Annotated in this window: 15 protein-coding genes; 10 read left to right on the top strand and 5 right to left on the bottom strand. The window is 64.9% G+C overall.

The genetic code is table 11. The features are described from left to right. Positions 1-59 precede the first annotated feature (59 nt). Together M1D44_RS01725 and M1D44_RS01720 are read right to left on the bottom strand one after the other, a co-directional pair. Positions 60-1,073: a 2-dehydro-3-deoxygalactonokinase gene (locus M1D44_RS01725; protein WP_024979098.1), complete on the bottom strand. Its 1,014-nt coding sequence runs from the start codon at positions 1,071-1,073 to the stop codon at positions 60-62. Positions 1,074-1,248: 175 nt separating this feature from the next. Continuing rightward, positions 1,249-2,313 (bottom strand): porin, encoded by a 1,065-nt coding sequence (locus M1D44_RS01720; RefSeq protein ID WP_024979099.1) that lies wholly within the window; start codon positions 2,311-2,313, stop codon positions 1,249-1,251. A gap of 174 nt (positions 2,314-2,487) precedes the next feature. Here M1D44_RS01720 and gcvA point away from each other — a divergent pair, with 174 nt between their 5' ends. The 4 genes from gcvA to M1D44_RS01700 all read left to right on the top strand — a co-directional run bounded on the left by gcvA (position 2,488) and on the right by M1D44_RS01700 (position 5,377). Then, positions 2,488-3,414, top strand: coding sequence for a transcriptional regulator GcvA (gene gcvA / locus M1D44_RS01715; protein ID WP_024979100.1), 927 nt, complete (start codon positions 2,488-2,490; stop codon positions 3,412-3,414). A gap of 77 nt (positions 3,415-3,491) precedes the next feature. Beyond that, positions 3,492-3,911, top strand: coding sequence for a VOC family protein (locus tag M1D44_RS01710; RefSeq protein ID WP_024979101.1), 420 nt, complete (start codon positions 3,492-3,494; stop codon positions 3,909-3,911). A gap of 34 nt (positions 3,912-3,945) precedes the next feature. Next, positions 3,946-4,695, top strand: a complete 750-nt coding sequence (locus tag M1D44_RS01705; protein WP_024979102.1) for a 16S rRNA (uracil(1498)-N(3))-methyltransferase — start codon at positions 3,946-3,948, stop codon at positions 4,693-4,695. Between the two features lie 82 nt (positions 4,696-4,777). Next, on the top strand, positions 4,778-5,377 hold the full coding sequence (locus M1D44_RS01700) for a YidB family protein (RefSeq protein ID WP_024979103.1): 600 nt from the start codon (positions 4,778-4,780) through the stop codon (positions 5,375-5,377). 57 nt (positions 5,378-5,434) lie between these two features. Here M1D44_RS01700 and M1D44_RS01695 read toward each other — a convergent pair whose 3' ends face one another. Further along, positions 5,435-6,379 (bottom strand): LysR family transcriptional regulator, encoded by a 945-nt coding sequence (locus M1D44_RS01695; RefSeq protein WP_024979104.1) that lies wholly within the window; start codon positions 6,377-6,379, stop codon positions 5,435-5,437. Positions 6,380-6,581: 202 nt separating this feature from the next. Between M1D44_RS01695 and M1D44_RS01690 the strand changes: the two genes are divergently transcribed. From M1D44_RS01690 to araH, 6 genes are read left to right on the top strand one after another with little or no spacing between them, the layout of a single operon-like run. After that, on the top strand, positions 6,582-8,318 hold the full coding sequence (locus M1D44_RS01690) for an IlvD/Edd family dehydratase (protein WP_024979105.1): 1,737 nt from the start codon (positions 6,582-6,584) through the stop codon (positions 8,316-8,318). Positions 8,319-8,344: 26 nt separating this feature from the next. Next, complete coding sequence (locus M1D44_RS01685; RefSeq protein WP_316854226.1) at positions 8,345-9,286, top strand: dihydrodipicolinate synthase family protein; 942 nt, start codon at positions 8,345-8,347, stop codon at positions 9,284-9,286. 2 nt (positions 9,287-9,288) lie between these two features. Further along, complete coding sequence (locus M1D44_RS01680) at positions 9,289-10,227, top strand: Gfo/Idh/MocA family protein (protein ID WP_024979107.1); 939 nt, start codon at positions 9,289-9,291, stop codon at positions 10,225-10,227. A 53-nt stretch (positions 10,228-10,280) separates the two neighbouring features. After that, a complete protein-coding gene (locus tag M1D44_RS01675) occupies positions 10,281-11,285 on the top strand; it encodes an arabinose ABC transporter substrate-binding protein (protein WP_316684804.1) in 1,005 nt (334 codons plus the stop codon). 57 nt (positions 11,286-11,342) lie between these two features. Further along, positions 11,343-12,872, top strand: coding sequence for an L-arabinose ABC transporter ATP-binding protein AraG (araG, locus tag M1D44_RS01670; RefSeq protein ID WP_316854225.1), 1,530 nt, complete (start codon positions 11,343-11,345; stop codon positions 12,870-12,872). Between the two features lie 33 nt (positions 12,873-12,905). After that, complete coding sequence (gene araH, locus M1D44_RS01665; protein ID WP_316854224.1) at positions 12,906-13,916, top strand: L-arabinose ABC transporter permease AraH; 1,011 nt, start codon at positions 12,906-12,908, stop codon at positions 13,914-13,916. An 89-nt stretch (positions 13,917-14,005) separates the two neighbouring features. Here araH and M1D44_RS01660 read toward each other — a convergent pair whose 3' ends face one another. Next, positions 14,006-14,629, bottom strand: coding sequence for a barstar family protein (locus M1D44_RS01660; RefSeq protein ID WP_024979111.1), 624 nt, complete (start codon positions 14,627-14,629; stop codon positions 14,006-14,008). Next, positions 14,626-15,057, bottom strand: a complete 432-nt coding sequence (locus tag M1D44_RS01655) for a ribonuclease (RefSeq protein ID WP_024979112.1) — start codon at positions 15,055-15,057, stop codon at positions 14,626-14,628. The genes M1D44_RS01660 and M1D44_RS01655 overlap by 4 nt, the downstream gene beginning before the upstream one ends. Positions 15,058-15,310 lie beyond the last annotated feature (253 nt).

The following is a 15,310-nucleotide window of genomic DNA, read 5'->3' as shown; positions in this document are numbered from 1 at the left end:
CCGTCTTTGCGGCATCTGTTCTGCGTTGGATGAAAGATGGGATGGCGTGGGCGCCGGGCTTACGCCACCTTCAAGGTTTTGACCAGGCCGCGTTCGCGTGCGATGGCGATCGCGCCGCTGCCGGCCAGGTGCTCCTGCTGTTCACTGCTCGTAACGGTGACCTTGCCTGAGAAGAAATCGTCGTCCGACACCAGCACGGCCAGCGCCTCGCGCAGCAGCGGCTTGCCGGTGATGACGAACTGCGTGCCGGGGTTCATGCGGATCGCGCTGCTGTTCTTGAGCGTGAGCAGATCCGCGCCCAGCACCGCGCCCAGCAGGAAGTTGGCCCGCGCATTGCGCTCGTAGATCGTGAACTGACCCAGCGTGCGCACCATGAAACAGGCGCGCCCCAGTCCGATGCTGCTGGCGCTGCGCGCGCCGGACAGCAACATTTCCGAATCGACCTCGGTGGCAAAGTCGGAGTCGAGCGCGTCGGCCAGGATGGTGTTGTGCGTGATCACGTGCAGCAGCTCGCCAGCCAGCGTCGTCACACAGCCGGTGATGCGCTGATCCGCGTCCAGATGCACAAACTTCGAGTGCGAACCCGGCAGCACGATCACCGCCGGCTCTGTGATGCCAAGGCGAGCGACCAAACCCATGGTCTCGACTTCTTCGCCGCGCATCATGTCCATCGACTCGATGTTGTGCAGGCCGAGGTTGTCCACCGGATTGCGCACGCCCGGCACAAACCAGATTGGCTGGGGGCACACCTCGGGAATGCTCGCCTGCACCATCCCCGCGGCCAGGTCGCGCAGGCCGGCTGGCGCCACCAGGTGCGGTACTTCATGCAGGCCAACGTTGGAGGTGATCATGCCGGACGCCAGCACCAAGTCGACCTGGCTCATGCCGAAACCGGCCTTCTGCAGCGCAGCTTCAATGGTGTCCTGCACGCCGCGCTGCAGCGTCGTCCGGTTGCCGGTGATGGCGGTGTCGCGCACGCCAACCTGGCGCGCAGCCTGGCAGAGCGCAACGTCATCGCGCCAGACCGTGACGCGTGTGTTGGTGGTACCGGTATCGATGGTGAGGATGTTCATGCGTGGCATTGCTTGGTGTGACGTGGGACGGGCCCTGGGTTAAAACCATTTCATGATCCGCAGCGAGCGGCCCGTGGTTGACTTGGAAGGCGCCGCCGTCCATGAAGACGTCGTCGAGAAGCGGCAACGTCGCACAGTCGAGTTCGGGGCGCGCAACAGGATCATGAGCGGTTTTTTAGAACGAGTGAACGATACCGGTGTAGGCACCCAGTTGGTTCTTACCCGGCGCCGGGTTGTTGTTGGTTGCTTCCACCGAGAAGTTGGCGGTAGCGCTGTTCTGCACCGTGCCGACGCTCGCGTACAGCATCGTGCGCTTGGACAGGTTGTAGTTGGCACCCGCCATGAACAGGTTGGCGTTACCGCCACCGTGGTTCACGTTGACGCGATAGGCCGCGCCGATCAGCGTCAACGCCGGCGTGACTTCATAGTTGATGCCCAGCCAGTAATGATTGGCCTTGGTCGGGGCGCCCGCTGCCGCATCCGGTGCAGACAGGTTTTCATACGCGGCAAACAGCTTCGCCTTGCCGATGGTGTACGTGCCGCCGATCGTCGCTTCCTTCGAGAAGTTGAAGATGTCGCTGAACTTGCCGTTGCCGTCGCGGATCACGTCGTAGATCGCGCGCACTTCCAGCGGGCCGGCGGTGTAGACGGCGGACACGCCATCGCGACGGCTGTTCGTGAACGAGCCGGGTTGTTCACCCAGGCCGGTCTGCAGGCCGATCTGGAAGCCGCCCCAGGTCGGGCTTTGGTATTCGACGACGTTGTTGGCGCCCGGCCAGTTACGCCCGCGCACCAGCGTGGCCGAGCCGATGAACTGCTGGCCGGTCGGGTCCAGGAACCAGACGTCGTTGCTGATGAAGAGGTTCTTGCCGGCCGTCAACGTGCCCCAGGTCGGGCTGGACAGGCCGACGTACGAACGGCGATTAAACAGCGCGTCACCGTTGGTTTTGCCTTGCGCCGCGCCAAAGCCGGACTCCAGCCGGAAGACCGCCTGCAGGCCACCGCCCAGATCCTCCTTGCCCATGAACCCGAACATGCTGGTCCCCCACTGGTTGTCGGCGGCGCGCCAGAGGCTGCCGCCCGGGGAGGTCGCGGTGGGGGCGACGTTGTTCTGGTAGTCGATGCCGCTGGCGACGCGGCCGTACAGCGTGACGTTGGTTTGTGCGAGGGCGGGAGCGGTCCAGCCAGCGAGCGCAAGGCTGCACGCCAGCATCCCGCGAACAGCGGTGGTTCGATTCATGACGTCTCCTGAATGTTTTTGTAGGCGGGGTCCGGTGCGTCGCGCGGTTTGAGATCGCTGGAGGCACACACCAAGCATCGTCACCGGCCCCAGGCGCATTTGTAGTCGGGGCGGCCTTAACGTGGCAAACTACAAATTCTTCGTTGTACGTTAAATTTTTCTTAACGAGAACGCATGGCACGACGCCTCCCTCCCCTTAATGCATTGCGCGTCTTTGAAGTTGCGGGCCGCCATTTGAGCTTCAGCCGGGCTGCGGACGAGCTTTGCGTGACCAACGCTGCCGTCAGCCATCAGATCAAGCAGCTCGAAGATCATCTGGGCAAAAAGCTCTTTGCGCGCCGCAACAACCAGCTCTCGTTGACCGACGCCGGCGACAACTACCTGCCTCGCGTGCGCGACGCGCTGCGTGCCCTCGAACAAGCCACCGACCTGCTGATGGACACCGCCGACGCGCCGCTGCGCGTGGCCGTGCCGCCAACCTTCGGCGCCAAATGGCTGGTGCCGCGGCTGTACCGTTTCTTCAACCAGCATCCGCACGTGCGCGTCGAAGTCTCGACCGCCGACGTGCAAGATCACGGCCAGTTCGATCTGTGCATCGACGACCGGCAAGTCAACGCGCCCAACCTGCGCGTCGAGTGGTTCACCTCCACCGATTTTTTTCCCGTCTGCAACGCCACGCTGCAGGCGGCCATCCGCATGCCGCAAGACCTCGCCACGCAAACGCTGTTGCACGAGCGCGGCGGCCGCCATCTCGCGCACCATCCGACGTGGCGGCAATGGCTCGACGAGGTCGGTGTGCCCCACATCGATGCCACGCGCGGGCCGGCGTTTTCTGAGGCCCTGATGGCGCTGCAGGCAGCTATTGACGGCCAAGGCGTGGCACTCGGCCAGGGCATCCTTGTCGAGTACGACATCGCCGCCGGACGTCTGATGCGACCGCTGGCGACCGAAGCCTCGCTGCGCCTGTCGTACTACCTGATCCATCCACACCAGGCAGCCGAGCACGCGGGCTTTGCATTGTTCCGCCAGTGGCTCGTCGATGAAGTCGCGCGCGGGGGCGGCCGTGCACGCAACCAGCCCCCGGCAAGCGAGGTGTTTTGATTTCTTTTTGATTGTGGCGTGGCGGGCGCTCTACACTACTCGTCCCTGGCTGCATTGCGCCGAAGAAGGAGCCCGCCATGAGCTTCCCCCGCCCCGCCAACACCCCGTGGCTTGTCCCGTACCTGACCGTGCACGACGCCTCGGCCGCCATCGCCTTCTATCGCAACGCGTTCGGTTTCGATGTGCAGGATGAAATGCACGACCATGGCCGCCCGATCCACGTCGAGATGACCTACCAGGGCCAGCTCATGCTGATGTTTGCGCCCGAAGGCGTCTTCGGCTCCACCGCCAAAGCCCCTGCCGCCGCGGGCTTTGAATGCCCGCAGAGCTTCCACCTGTATTGCAACGACGTCGACACCGCGTATCAGAACGCGCTGGACCAGGGCGCCACGTCCATCATGGCGCCGCACGATGCCTTCTGGGGCGAGCGCTACGCCGCCGTGCGCGATCCCGACGGTTATCGCTGGGGCCTCGCCTGCCGCCCGGCGGCAGCCTGATCGCCTGACCCGATTCACCACAAGGATTGCTGTCATGGGGCTTCCCCGTTTTTTCGTCGATACGCCGCTCGCCCCCAACACAACCGTCACGCTGCCCGAGGCCGTCACACGCCACATCCACGTGCTGCGGCTGGCCGTCGGCGATGACGTCTGCCTGTTCGATGGCTCCGGCCACGAATTCCGTGCTCGGCTCGCCGCCATCAACAAGCGCGATGCCACCGCCAGCCTTGCGGATGCCACACAGCCCGACACAGAGGCCCGCTACGCCATCACGCTCGCGCAAGGCATTGCCGGTGGCGACAAGATGGATTGGCTGATCGAGAAGGCCATCGAACTGGGCGTGAATGCGGTGGCTCCGCTGCAGACCGAGCGCGCCGTGGTGCGCCTCTCCGGCGAGCGTGCAGCCAAGCGCGTGCAGCACTGGCAGTCACTGGTGCAGGCCGCCTGCGAGCAATGTGGCCGAGCCCGCGTGCCGGTTGTCGCACCGGTCGCCACGCTGCGCGAATGGCTCGCCGCCGCCAAGTCGACCGAGGCGCCGCGCGTGCTGCTGTCACCGCGCGGCACGCAATCGCTTACGCAATGGGCGGTGCAGTCGCGCACGCGCATCGAAGGCAGCGGCATCGTGCTGCTGATCGGCCCCGAAGGCGGTCTTTCGCCCGACGAAGAAGCGCTTGCCGAGGCTGCCGGTTTCTTACCGCTGACACTCGGGCGACGTATTCTCAGAACGGAATCGGCGGCGCTTGTTGCCGTGTCCGCGCTGCACGCCGTGCTCGGCGAGTTCTAAGTTCTGACAACGAAACACTGACCGTTTGATCCCCCCGGCGGGCCTTTCCCCCATGCCCGCCATTGACCAAAGGAGCTTCATCATGGGTCTACTCGATTCGATTCTCGGCGGCGGCAATGACGCCAGCGGTGCGCAATCGTCCTTGCTGGGCAACAAGAAGGTGCTGCTTGCAGTGGGCGTGCTGGCCTACCTGGCGATGAAGCACAAGTCGCAAGGCGCGGGCGATGCGGCCGCGCCGCAAGGGCAGGAAGATCAGGGCGGCGGCCTGTTCGGTTCGCTGGGTGGCTTGCTGGGTGCGGCAGGCGGAGCCGGCGCGCTGGGCAGCCTGCTCGGCGGCGCAGGCGGAGCGGGTGGCCTTGGTGGTCTGCTCGGCGGTTTGCTGGGCGGTGGCAACGGCAATGCCGATCAGGCGGCCGTCGGAGGCCTGGGGCCGCTGCAGCAGATCCTGGAGCAAGCCGGTCTGGGCGAACAGGTCAAATCGTGGATCGGCAATGGCCAGAACCTGCCGGTGTCAGGCGAGCAGATTACGCAGGCACTGAGTGGCACGGGTGCGCTGGAGGAGGTATCGAAACTGGCCGCCCACTTCGGCATCAGCGAAGGCGACCTCGCCAACCAGCTCGCCGAAGGCCTGCCCGAAGCGGTCAATCACCTCACGCCGCAAGGCGCAGTGCCGGCGGCCTGAACGTTTATCGCCGCACAGAAGAAAGCCCGCAATTGCGGGCTTTTTTTGCGCCGACGGTCAACCCTCGCCGTAGGCCGTTCGGCCCGCGTCACGCAGCGCCTGCACCACATGCAGCGCCGCCGGAGACAACAACCGGTCCGTGCGCGTGATGATGCCGAAGTCGTCCATCTGGCACGGCATCGGCAACGGAAGAATCGCCAGCATCCGATACGACGCGTAGTACTGCGCGACATCGGCGCCGATCACGGCCAGCATGTCGCTCTGCTCGAGGATGCGCGTCAGGAACAGCAGCGCTGAAGTTTCCACCACGCTCGACGGCGCTGTCAGGCTCTCCCGCTGGAACATCAGGTCGAACCGGTGACGCAGCACGCTGCCGATGGGCGGCACCACCCAGGTGGCCGGCTGCACGTCGGCCAGCGTCAGCGATGGTTCCGCCAGCAAGGGATGCCCCGGCCGCGCCACCGCGACCACCGGCTCGTCGGCCAGCGGCTCGTAGCGCAGATGCAGTTTGTCGTGCTCAGCAAACAGGCGGCCGACCACGAGGTCGAGCTTGTCTTGCGCCAATCGCTCCAGCAACACATTGCTGCTTTCGATTTCCAGCGACACCCGCAGCCCCGGATGCTCGCGCGTGATCTGCGCCACCACCGGCGGCAGCAGCCGCACGCCCGGCGACGTGATCGTGCCCACCGCCACGTGCCCGAGGTGTCCGGCCTTGAGCCCGAGCACTTCCTCCTGGGCCTGGTCCAGGCTGCCGACCACCGCACGCGCGTGGCGGATCAGCGCATCGCCATAGCGCGTGGGCCGCATGCCACGCGGCATGCGCTCGAACAGTTGCACGTCGAGCATGGCCTCCAGCTCGCGCAGCAGCTTGGAGGCGGCGGGCTGCGTCATGTTGAGCGCGGCGGCCGCCCGGTGGATGTTGCCCTCCTCGGCCAGGGCAATCAGCAGCAGCAGTTGTCGCGTCTTCAGGCGCGCACGGACATACCAGGGGCTGTTCGACATCGGGTCTTCCTCGAGATATCAAATTGGATATCGGTCACGGCCAATATTTCATTGGAAGGATATCAGGGCGCTCCGTACACTCGGTCCGATCAAAAAACCACAACCACACCGGAGACAACGGACGTGCCGCGCGGCCCGCAAGTGCCACGCAGCCGATCGATGCGCGCGCGCCTCGACCTCCACGTCCGTGACACACGCACCCATGTCGGAATCGAAACCCAAGCTGCGCTCGGCCCAATGGTTCGGCACCGCCGATAAGAACGGCTTCATGTACCGAAGCTGGATGAAGAACCAGGGCATCCCCGATCACGAATTCGACGGCCGCCCGATCATCGGCATCTGCAATACCTGGTCGGAACTGACGCCGTGCAATGCACATTTCCGCAAGCTGGCGGAACACGTCAAGCGCGGCATTTACGAGGCAGGCGGGTTTCCGGTGGAGTTTCCGGTGTTCTCCAACGGCGAATCGAACCTGCGCCCGACTGCCATGCTCACGCGCAACCTCGCGGCCATGGATGTTGAAGAGGCGATTCGCGGCAACCCGATCGACGCGGTGGTGCTGCTCACCGGCTGCGACAAGACCACGCCGGCCCTGCTGATGGGCGCGGCAAGCTGCGACGTACCGGCCATCGTCGTGACAGGCGGGCCCATGCTCAACGGCAAGCTCGACGGCAAGAACATCGGCTCCGGTACGGCGGTGTGGCAGCTGCACGAATCGCTCAAGGCGGGGGAGATCGACCTGCATCGCTTCCTGTCGGCGGAAGCGGGGATGTCGCGTTCGGCCGGCACGTGCAACACGATGGGCACGGCGTCCACCATGGCATGTATGGCCGAAGCGCTCGGCACATCGCTGCCGCATAACGCGGCCATTCCGGCGGTGGATGCGCGGCGCTACGTGCTGGCGCATATGTCAGGCATCCGCATCGTCGAGATGGCGCTGCAAGGGCTGACGCTGTCCAAGATCCTCACGCGCGCCGCGTTCGAAAACGCCATCCGCGCCAACGCAGCCATTGGTGGTTCGACCAACGCCGTGATCCACCTGAAGGCGATTGCCGGGCGCATTGGCGTGCCGCTTGAGCTGGAAGACTGGTCGCGCATCGGCCGGGACACGCCGACCATCGTTGACCTGATGCCCTCGGGCCGCTTCCTGATGGAGGAGTTCTACTACGCGGGCGGCCTGCCCGCCGTGCTGCGCCGCCTGGGCGAGGCGAACCTGCTGCCGCATCCCGATGCGCTGACCGTCAACGGCAGGACGCTGTGGGACAACGTCAAGGACGCGCCCATCACCGACGACGAAGTCATCCGCCCGCTCACCAACCCGCTGATCGACGATGGCGGCATTCGCGTGTTGCGCGGCAATCTGGCGCCGCGTGGCGCGGTGCTCAAGCCATCTGCGGCGAGCCCAGAGCTGCTCAAGCATCGCGGCCGCGCAGTCGTATTCGAAAACCTGGAGCACTACAAGGAACGCATCGTTGACGAGTCCCTGGAGGTGGATGCCAGCTCCGTGCTGGTGATGAAGAACTGCGGGCCCAAGGGATATCCGGGCATGGCCGAGGTCGGCAACATGGGCCTGCCGCCCAAGCTGCTGCGCCAGGGTGTGAAGGATATGGTGCGCATTTCCGACGCACGCATGAGCGGGACCGCCTACGGGACAGTGGTGCTGCACGTGGCGCCCGAAGCTGCGGCGGGCGGCCCGCTGGCCGCGGTGCAGGACGGCGATTGGATCGAACTCGACTGCGAGGCCGGCACGCTCCACCTGGACATTGCCCCCGAAGAACTCGCGCGCAGGCTGGCGGCCTACCAGCCCCAGCGTTCGCATGGCGAGGCCGGCGGCTACCAGCGCCTGTACGTCAACCACGTGCTGCAGGCTGACGAAGGCTGCGACCTCGATTTCCTGGTCGGTTGCCGTGGCGCCGCAGTACCGCGCCACTCGCACTGAATCGACACACGCGTAGGAGACTGGCTTTGCCGATTGCTCAACCCGCCGCGCACGCACCACGCTATCGCGGCATCTTTCCGGTGGTGCCCACCACCTTCACCGAAACCGGCGAACTCGATTTGCCGAGCCAGAAGCGCGCGATCGATTTCATGATCGATGCCGGCTCGGATGGCCTGTGCATCCTGGCCAATTTTTCGGAGCAGTTCTCGCTGTCCGATGACGAGCGCGAAGTGCTCACCCGCACCGCGCTGGAGCACGTGGCTGGCCGCGTGCCCGTGATTGTCACCACCTCACACTACAGCACGCAGGTCTGCGCGCAACGCGGCCGCCGCGCGCAGGACATGGGCGCCGCCATGCTGATGGTGATGCCGCCCTACCACGGCGCCACCTTCCGCGTGCCCGAAGCGCAGATCTACGAATTCTTTGCGCGCGTGTCGGATGCCGTGGGCATTCCGATCATGATTCAGGATGCGCCGGCCAGCGGCACGGTGCTGTCTGCGGCGTTCCTCGCGCGCGTGGCCCGCGAGATCGAGCAAGTGGCCTACTTCAAGATCGAAACGCCCGGTGCGGCGGCCAAGCTGCGCGAGCTGATCCGCCTCGGCGGGGACGCCATCGAAGGCCCCTGGGACGGTGAAGAAGCCATCACGCTGCTCGCCGATCTGGATGCCGGCGCCACGGGCAGCATGACCGGTGGTGCATATCCCGACGGCATACGGCCGATCATCGAGGCGCACGCCCAAGGGCAGCACGATCTCGCCTTCGATCTGTATCAACGCTGGCTGCCGCTCATCAACCACGAGAACCGGCAGGCCGGCATCCTGGCCGCCAAGGCACTGATGAAGGAAGGCGGCGTGATCGCCTGCGAGGCGTCGCGCCATCCGTTGCCGCCAATGCACCCAGACACGCGCCGGGGCCTGATCGACATTGCCCGGCGGCTCGATCCGCTGGTCTTGCGCTGGGGGCGATAGCCATGCACGGTGAACGTACCCCCGTTTCGATCGGCATTGTCGGCGTTGGCAAGATCGCCCGCGATCAGCATCTGCCGGCGCTTGCCGCGCAGCCCGGGTTCAAGCTCGCGGCCTGTGCCAGCCCGCATTCACGCGTCGACGGCCTGCCGCACTACACGACGCTCGACGCCATGCTGGCAGACGAACCCGCACTGCAGGCGGTATCGCTGTGCACGCCGCCGCAGGTGCGATTTACGCAGGCCCGCGCGGCACTCGCCGCCGGCAAGCACGTGATGCTGGAGAAGCCCCCGGGCGCCAGCGTGTCGGAAGTTGCGATCCTGGCTGAACTGGCACGGGAGCATCGCAGCACGTTATTCACCTCATGGCACTCGCGCCATGCGCCCGGTGTCGAGGCCGCCCGCGAATGGCTTGCAAACCGCGCCATCGTCTCAGTCGATGTGCAGTGGAAAGAAGATGTGCGCCGCTGGCACCCGAACCAGGCGTGGATCTGGGAACCCGGCGGTCTGGGTGTGTTTGACCCGGGCATCAACGCGCTTTCGATCCTGACCCGCGTCCTGCCGCATGCGTTCTTTCTGACGGCGGCCGACCTGTGGGTGCCCGCCAATCAGCAGACCCCGATTGCTGCCCACCTGGCATTCACCGATGCGCACGGCACGGCCATCCAGGCGGAATTCGACTGGCGCCATGACGCAGGCGAGCTATGGCAGATCGACGTGACCACGCGCGACGGCACCTTGCGGCTGGCACAAGGCGGCAAGCAATTGACCATCGACGGCGTTGAGATCGACGTCGGCCCCGAACGCGAATACCCAAGCCTGTACACACGCTTTCTCGAACTGATCGCCAGCGGCGAGAGCGATGTCGATGTCCGCCCGCTTCAGCACGTGGCCGACGCCATGCTGCTCGGTCGGCGCCATCTGATTGATCCGTTCGTGCCGTGAAGCACGCCCGATTCACGTAGTGCCATAAGAGCCATTCCAACGAGGAGACAACCATGCAACGCAAACTTCGCCGCCTGACCCTATCCGCCCTGGCAGCCACCCTGTGCCTGGGGCCGCTGGCCGCCGCCCTGCCCGCCCACGCCGACGAGCCGCTCAAGATCGGCTTCCTGGTCAAGATGCCCGAGCAGGCGTGGTTCATCAACGAACAGAAAGCTGCCACCGCGCTTGGCCAGAAGGACGGCTTTTCGGTGGTGAACATCGGCACGCCCGATGGCGAGAAGGTGCTGTCCGCCATCGACAACCTGGGCGCACAAGGTGCCAAGGGCTTCGTCATCTGCGCGCCGGACGTGCGCCTGGGGCCGGCTATCTCGGCACGCGCCAAGCACTACAACATGAAGTTCGTCACGGTTGACGATCAACTCGTCGACTCGTCCGGCAAACCGCTGGCCAACGTACCGCACCTGGGCATGTCGGCATTCAAGATCGGCAACCAGGTCGGCCAGGCCATCTCCGACGAGATGAAGCGCCGTGGCTGGAAGCCCGAGGAAGTGGGCGCGCTGCGCATCACCAACTACGAGCTGCCGACCGCCAAGCTGCGCACCGACGGCGCCACGCAGACGCTGCTGGCCGGCGGCTTCAAGAAGGAAAACATCTTCGACGCGCCGCAAAAGACAACCGACGACGCCGGTGGCTTCAATGCCGCGTCGCCGGTGCTGGCACAGCATGCGGGCATCAAGAAGTGGGTCATCTTCGCGCTCAATGAAGAGAGCGTGCTGGGCGGCGTGCGCGCAACCGAGCAGTTGCACATTCCGGCAGCCGATGTGATCGGGGTCGGCATCAACGGTGCCGGCGAGGCGTTTGCCGAGTTCCAGAAGAAGGAGCCGACGGGCTTCTTCGGCACGATTGCCGTCAGCTCAACCAACCACGGCAAGGACAGCGCTGCAAACCTTGTCGATTGGATCAAGACCGGCAAGCAGCCGCCAGCCGATACGCAAACCACCGGCAAGCTGATGGTGCGCGGCAATTGGCAAGAGGTCCGCAAGGAACTGGGCATTTGATGCAACGCGCGGCGCGGGCCAGTCCCGCGCCCCACGTGCATCCGCAGAGAGCAACCGATGACAGTTCAATCACTTGATGAGAGTGGCCCGCCCGACGCTTCCGCAGGCGCCTATCTGAAGCTCGACGGCATCACCGTGCGCTTTCCCGGCGTACTGGCACTCGACCACGTCTCGCTCGACATCCGCCGCGGCGAAGTGCACGGCCTGATGGGCGAAAACGGCGCGGGCAAGTCGACGCTGCTCAAGGTGCTGTCAGGCGTCAACCAGCCGGAGGACGGCACGCTGTCGCTCGACGGCGTGCCGCAGCAGTTCACGAACACCCGCGCAGCCATCGCGGCGGGCGTCGCGATCATCTATCAGGAACTGCACCTCGTACCCGAACTGACGGTGGCAGAAAACCTGATGCTCGGCGCGCTACCCAATCGCTTTGGCGTGCTCGACGAGAAGACGTTGATCGCGCGTGCGCTGCGCGAACTCGAACGGCTGGGCGAGAAGCTCGATCCGGCCCAACCCGTCAAGCATCTGTCGATCGGCCAGCGCCAGATGATCGAGATCGGCAAGGCGCTGATGCGCGACGCGCGCGTGATCGCGTTCGACGAACCGACGAGTTCGCTCTCCTCGCGCGAGACGACGCAGTTGTTCCGCATCATTCGCGCGCTCAAGGCCGAGGGCCGCGCGGTCATCTATGTCACACATCGCATGGAAGAGGTGTACGAACTGTGCGATCGCGTGACCGTGTTCCGTGACGGCCGGCATATCGACACGTTCAACGCCGGCGCGAGCCTCGACCGCGAACGGTTGATCCGCTGCATGGTCGGCCGCTCGATCCAGGACGTGTATGGCTACAAGCCACGCCCGCTCGGTGAGGTGAACGTCGACGTGCGCGGCCTGATGGGACCCGGCTTGACCGAACCCGCATCGTTTCGCGCGCATGCTGGGGAAATCGTCGGCTTCTTCGGGCTGGTCGGCGCGGGGCGCTCGGAACTGATGAAGCTTCTCTACGGCGCGGTCAAGCCCACAGCGGGCGAGGTTCACCTCAAAGGCAAGCGCGTCCAGTTCAACACGCCGCGCGATGCGGTGCGCGCGGGTGTCGCGCTCTGCCCGGAAGACCGCAAGCAGGAAGGCATCGTCGCGATCGCCTCGGTGTCGGATAACCTGAACATCAGTTGCCGGCGCCACTTCAGCCGCTTCAGCGTGCTGAACAACCGGCAGGAAGCGCGGACCACCAAGTCGTTCATCGACAAGCTCGCCATCAAGACACGCAACGGTGAAACGCCCATCGGCAAGCTATCGGGCGGCAATCAGCAGAAGGTGATCCTCTCGCGCTGGCTGGCCGAAGACATCGACGTTTTCCTGATGGACGAGCCCACGCGCGGCATCGACGTCGGCGCCCGCAGCGAAATCTACAGCCTGCTCTATGGCCTCGCCGAGGCGGGCCGCACCGTCATCGTCGTGTCGAGCGATCTGGCGGAAGTCATCGGCGTTGCCGACCGAGTGCTCGTCATGAAACAGGGCCGCATCGTCGGCGATCTGCCCAGAGAGCACGCCTCGCCCGACACCCTCATCAAACTCGCGCTGCCACGCTAGCGCGCGAATCACGCCCTCATGGAAACCGATCCTATGCAAACGCCATCCACCGAATCCGTGCCGGGCGGCCCGCCATTGGCAGCCCCGGGCATCCCCAGCCGCGCAGCCCTCACGTGGGAGCTGGTCAACCGATCGGGCATCGTCGTGGTGTTCCTCCTGCTGTTCACCGCGCTGGCGTTCACGGTGCCGGGCTTCATCAGCAGCCGCAACATCCAGGGCCTGCTGCTCTCCGTCACCTTGATCGGCTCTATCTCGGTCACGATGATGTTCGTCCTCGCACTCGGCGAGGTCGACCTTTCCGTCGCCTCCATCGTGGCGTTCGCCGGCGTGGTGGCCTCCACGCTCATCACCGCAACCCATAGCGTGGTGCTTGGCGTCGGGGCCGGCGTGCTGGCGGGCGGCATGGTCGGGCTCGTCAACGGCGTGCTGGTGGCGCGCTATCAGATCAACTCGCTGATCGTCACGCTGGCCATGATGGAAGTCGTGCGCGGCCTCGCCTTCATCACCTCCAACGGCGACGCGGTGATGATTTCCGAAGAGAGCTTCTTCGACCTGGGCGGCGGGTCACTCCTTGGCATCTCGTACCCGATCTGGAGCAATATCGTCGGCTTCGCGCTGTTCGGTTTCCTGCTCAAGAAGACGGTGTTCGGCAAGAACGTGCTCGCCGTCGGCGGCAATGAAGAAGCCGCGCTGCTTGCCGGCCTGCCCGTGACGCGCATCAAGATCGCCGTGTTCGTCCTGCAAGGCCTGGTGACCGGTTTTGCGGGCGTGATGCTCGCCTCGCGCATGAGCCTGGGCGATCCGAAAACGTCGGTCGGGCTCGAACTGGGCGTGATCTCAGCCTGCGTGCTGGGCGGTGTTTCGCTCACAGGCGGGGTGGCAACCGTGTCCGGTGTGCTGGTCGGCGTTCTGATCATGGGGTCGGTGCAGAACGCGATGAGCCTGATGAACGTGCCGACGTTCTATCAGTACCTGATTCGCGGCGGCATTCTGCTGCTGGCGGTGTGGTTCGACCGCATTCGCCGCAACAAGCGGGTAGGCTGACACGCCGGTCGGCCTTCGCACGGCAACAAAAAAGCCCGCATTTGCGGGCTTTTTCATTCCAACGCCGATCAATCAGCGGGAAAGTCAGTTCACGCGAACGAATAGAACACGCGGAACTGAACCTTGCGCTCGCCCCAGAACTCTGCCGCGTCGCGGAACACGTCCAGCAGCACTTCGCGCGCTTCCTTGTCGAACTTGGGCTGGCACGGCAGCCCCTCGAGCACGATGACAAAACCCGGCTGCGGGCCGGCCTTGTAGATCATGTCGGTCAGGCAGTCAGCCAAGGCGTCGAAGTTCTTGCCGAAATGCTTCGGGAACAGGAACTCGCGTGCGATCACGTCGAGCACTTCGCTCTTGGTGGTCGCGGCCGCGCAGTTGGCGTACAGGAAATGCTGGCCAAGGCTGGCCGCCGACTCGGCCAGATCCGCCACGCGAAACGCGCGGATCGACTGCACGATATTCGGACGCACCGTCTTGAACAGGTTCATGGCGTCTTCGCGGCCTCCGTCGTCGTCCGTCTGAATATTGTCCTGCGTCATGATGTTCTGCGGTGCGCTTTGAGGCAACTTGGCCGCTCCCCCGACGCGTGCGCCCAGAGCTTGCATTCCGACCACACCGTCGTACAGATTTTGCGCCTTGTGCCACGCCTCGCGGGCCACGCGCTCATCGCGTGCGGTGAGCGAGTCGTCCAGCCCAAACATGTTGGTCGTCATCGCTGTATCCGTTGAAAACTGTTGTAGTGATCTTCCGTGTAGTAGCAGTCGTTGGCCGCTTGCTGATCGCCACCGCAAATAATGCGTCGGGCGCCACGGTTGCGTGCCCCTCGCGTCTTCACGGTGTACTCGTGGTAATAGCCACGCCGCTGTGCAGGCAAACGCCGTTCATAATTGCCGAACGTGGTGCCATCTTTTGCATACGGAAACGGGCCGCCCTGCTCAATCAGTGCCAGCGTGCGCTGCGCCTCGTTGGGCAGGTCTACCGGGCGAATGGTTCCCACGGCGGCAGCCATGCCGGTGGTGTCCCGAGCAACCGCATTGGCCGGCAGGCCGGCCACCGACAACGCGAGCGTTGCCATCAGCGCGCCACGCGCCATCGCCTGAGATACGGAGCGGCCGATCCACGCTCCAAGTCGCTTTGTCATCAGCAGGCCCTAACGGGAGAATCGCGCCGACCGGAGCCCGGCGCAGGTCACAAGCGCAGGTGGCCGTCCAATAACGATCCGGACAGCCGGTTTGCAGCTGAAAGCGAAGCGGCTCAATGCGTGAGAGGCCTGGCAGGGAATGACAAGTCGGGCGACTGCCGAAGACTTGGGGAATCCTTCCGCCTGCAAAAACCACCCATTGCGCGCACCGAATAAGGCGAGCCAGTCAGACGTGTGTACGGAAAACCGCATT

Source organism: Ralstonia sp. SA306 (assembly GCF_054792405.1).
This window is presented reverse-complemented; position numbering and strand designations above follow the sequence as displayed.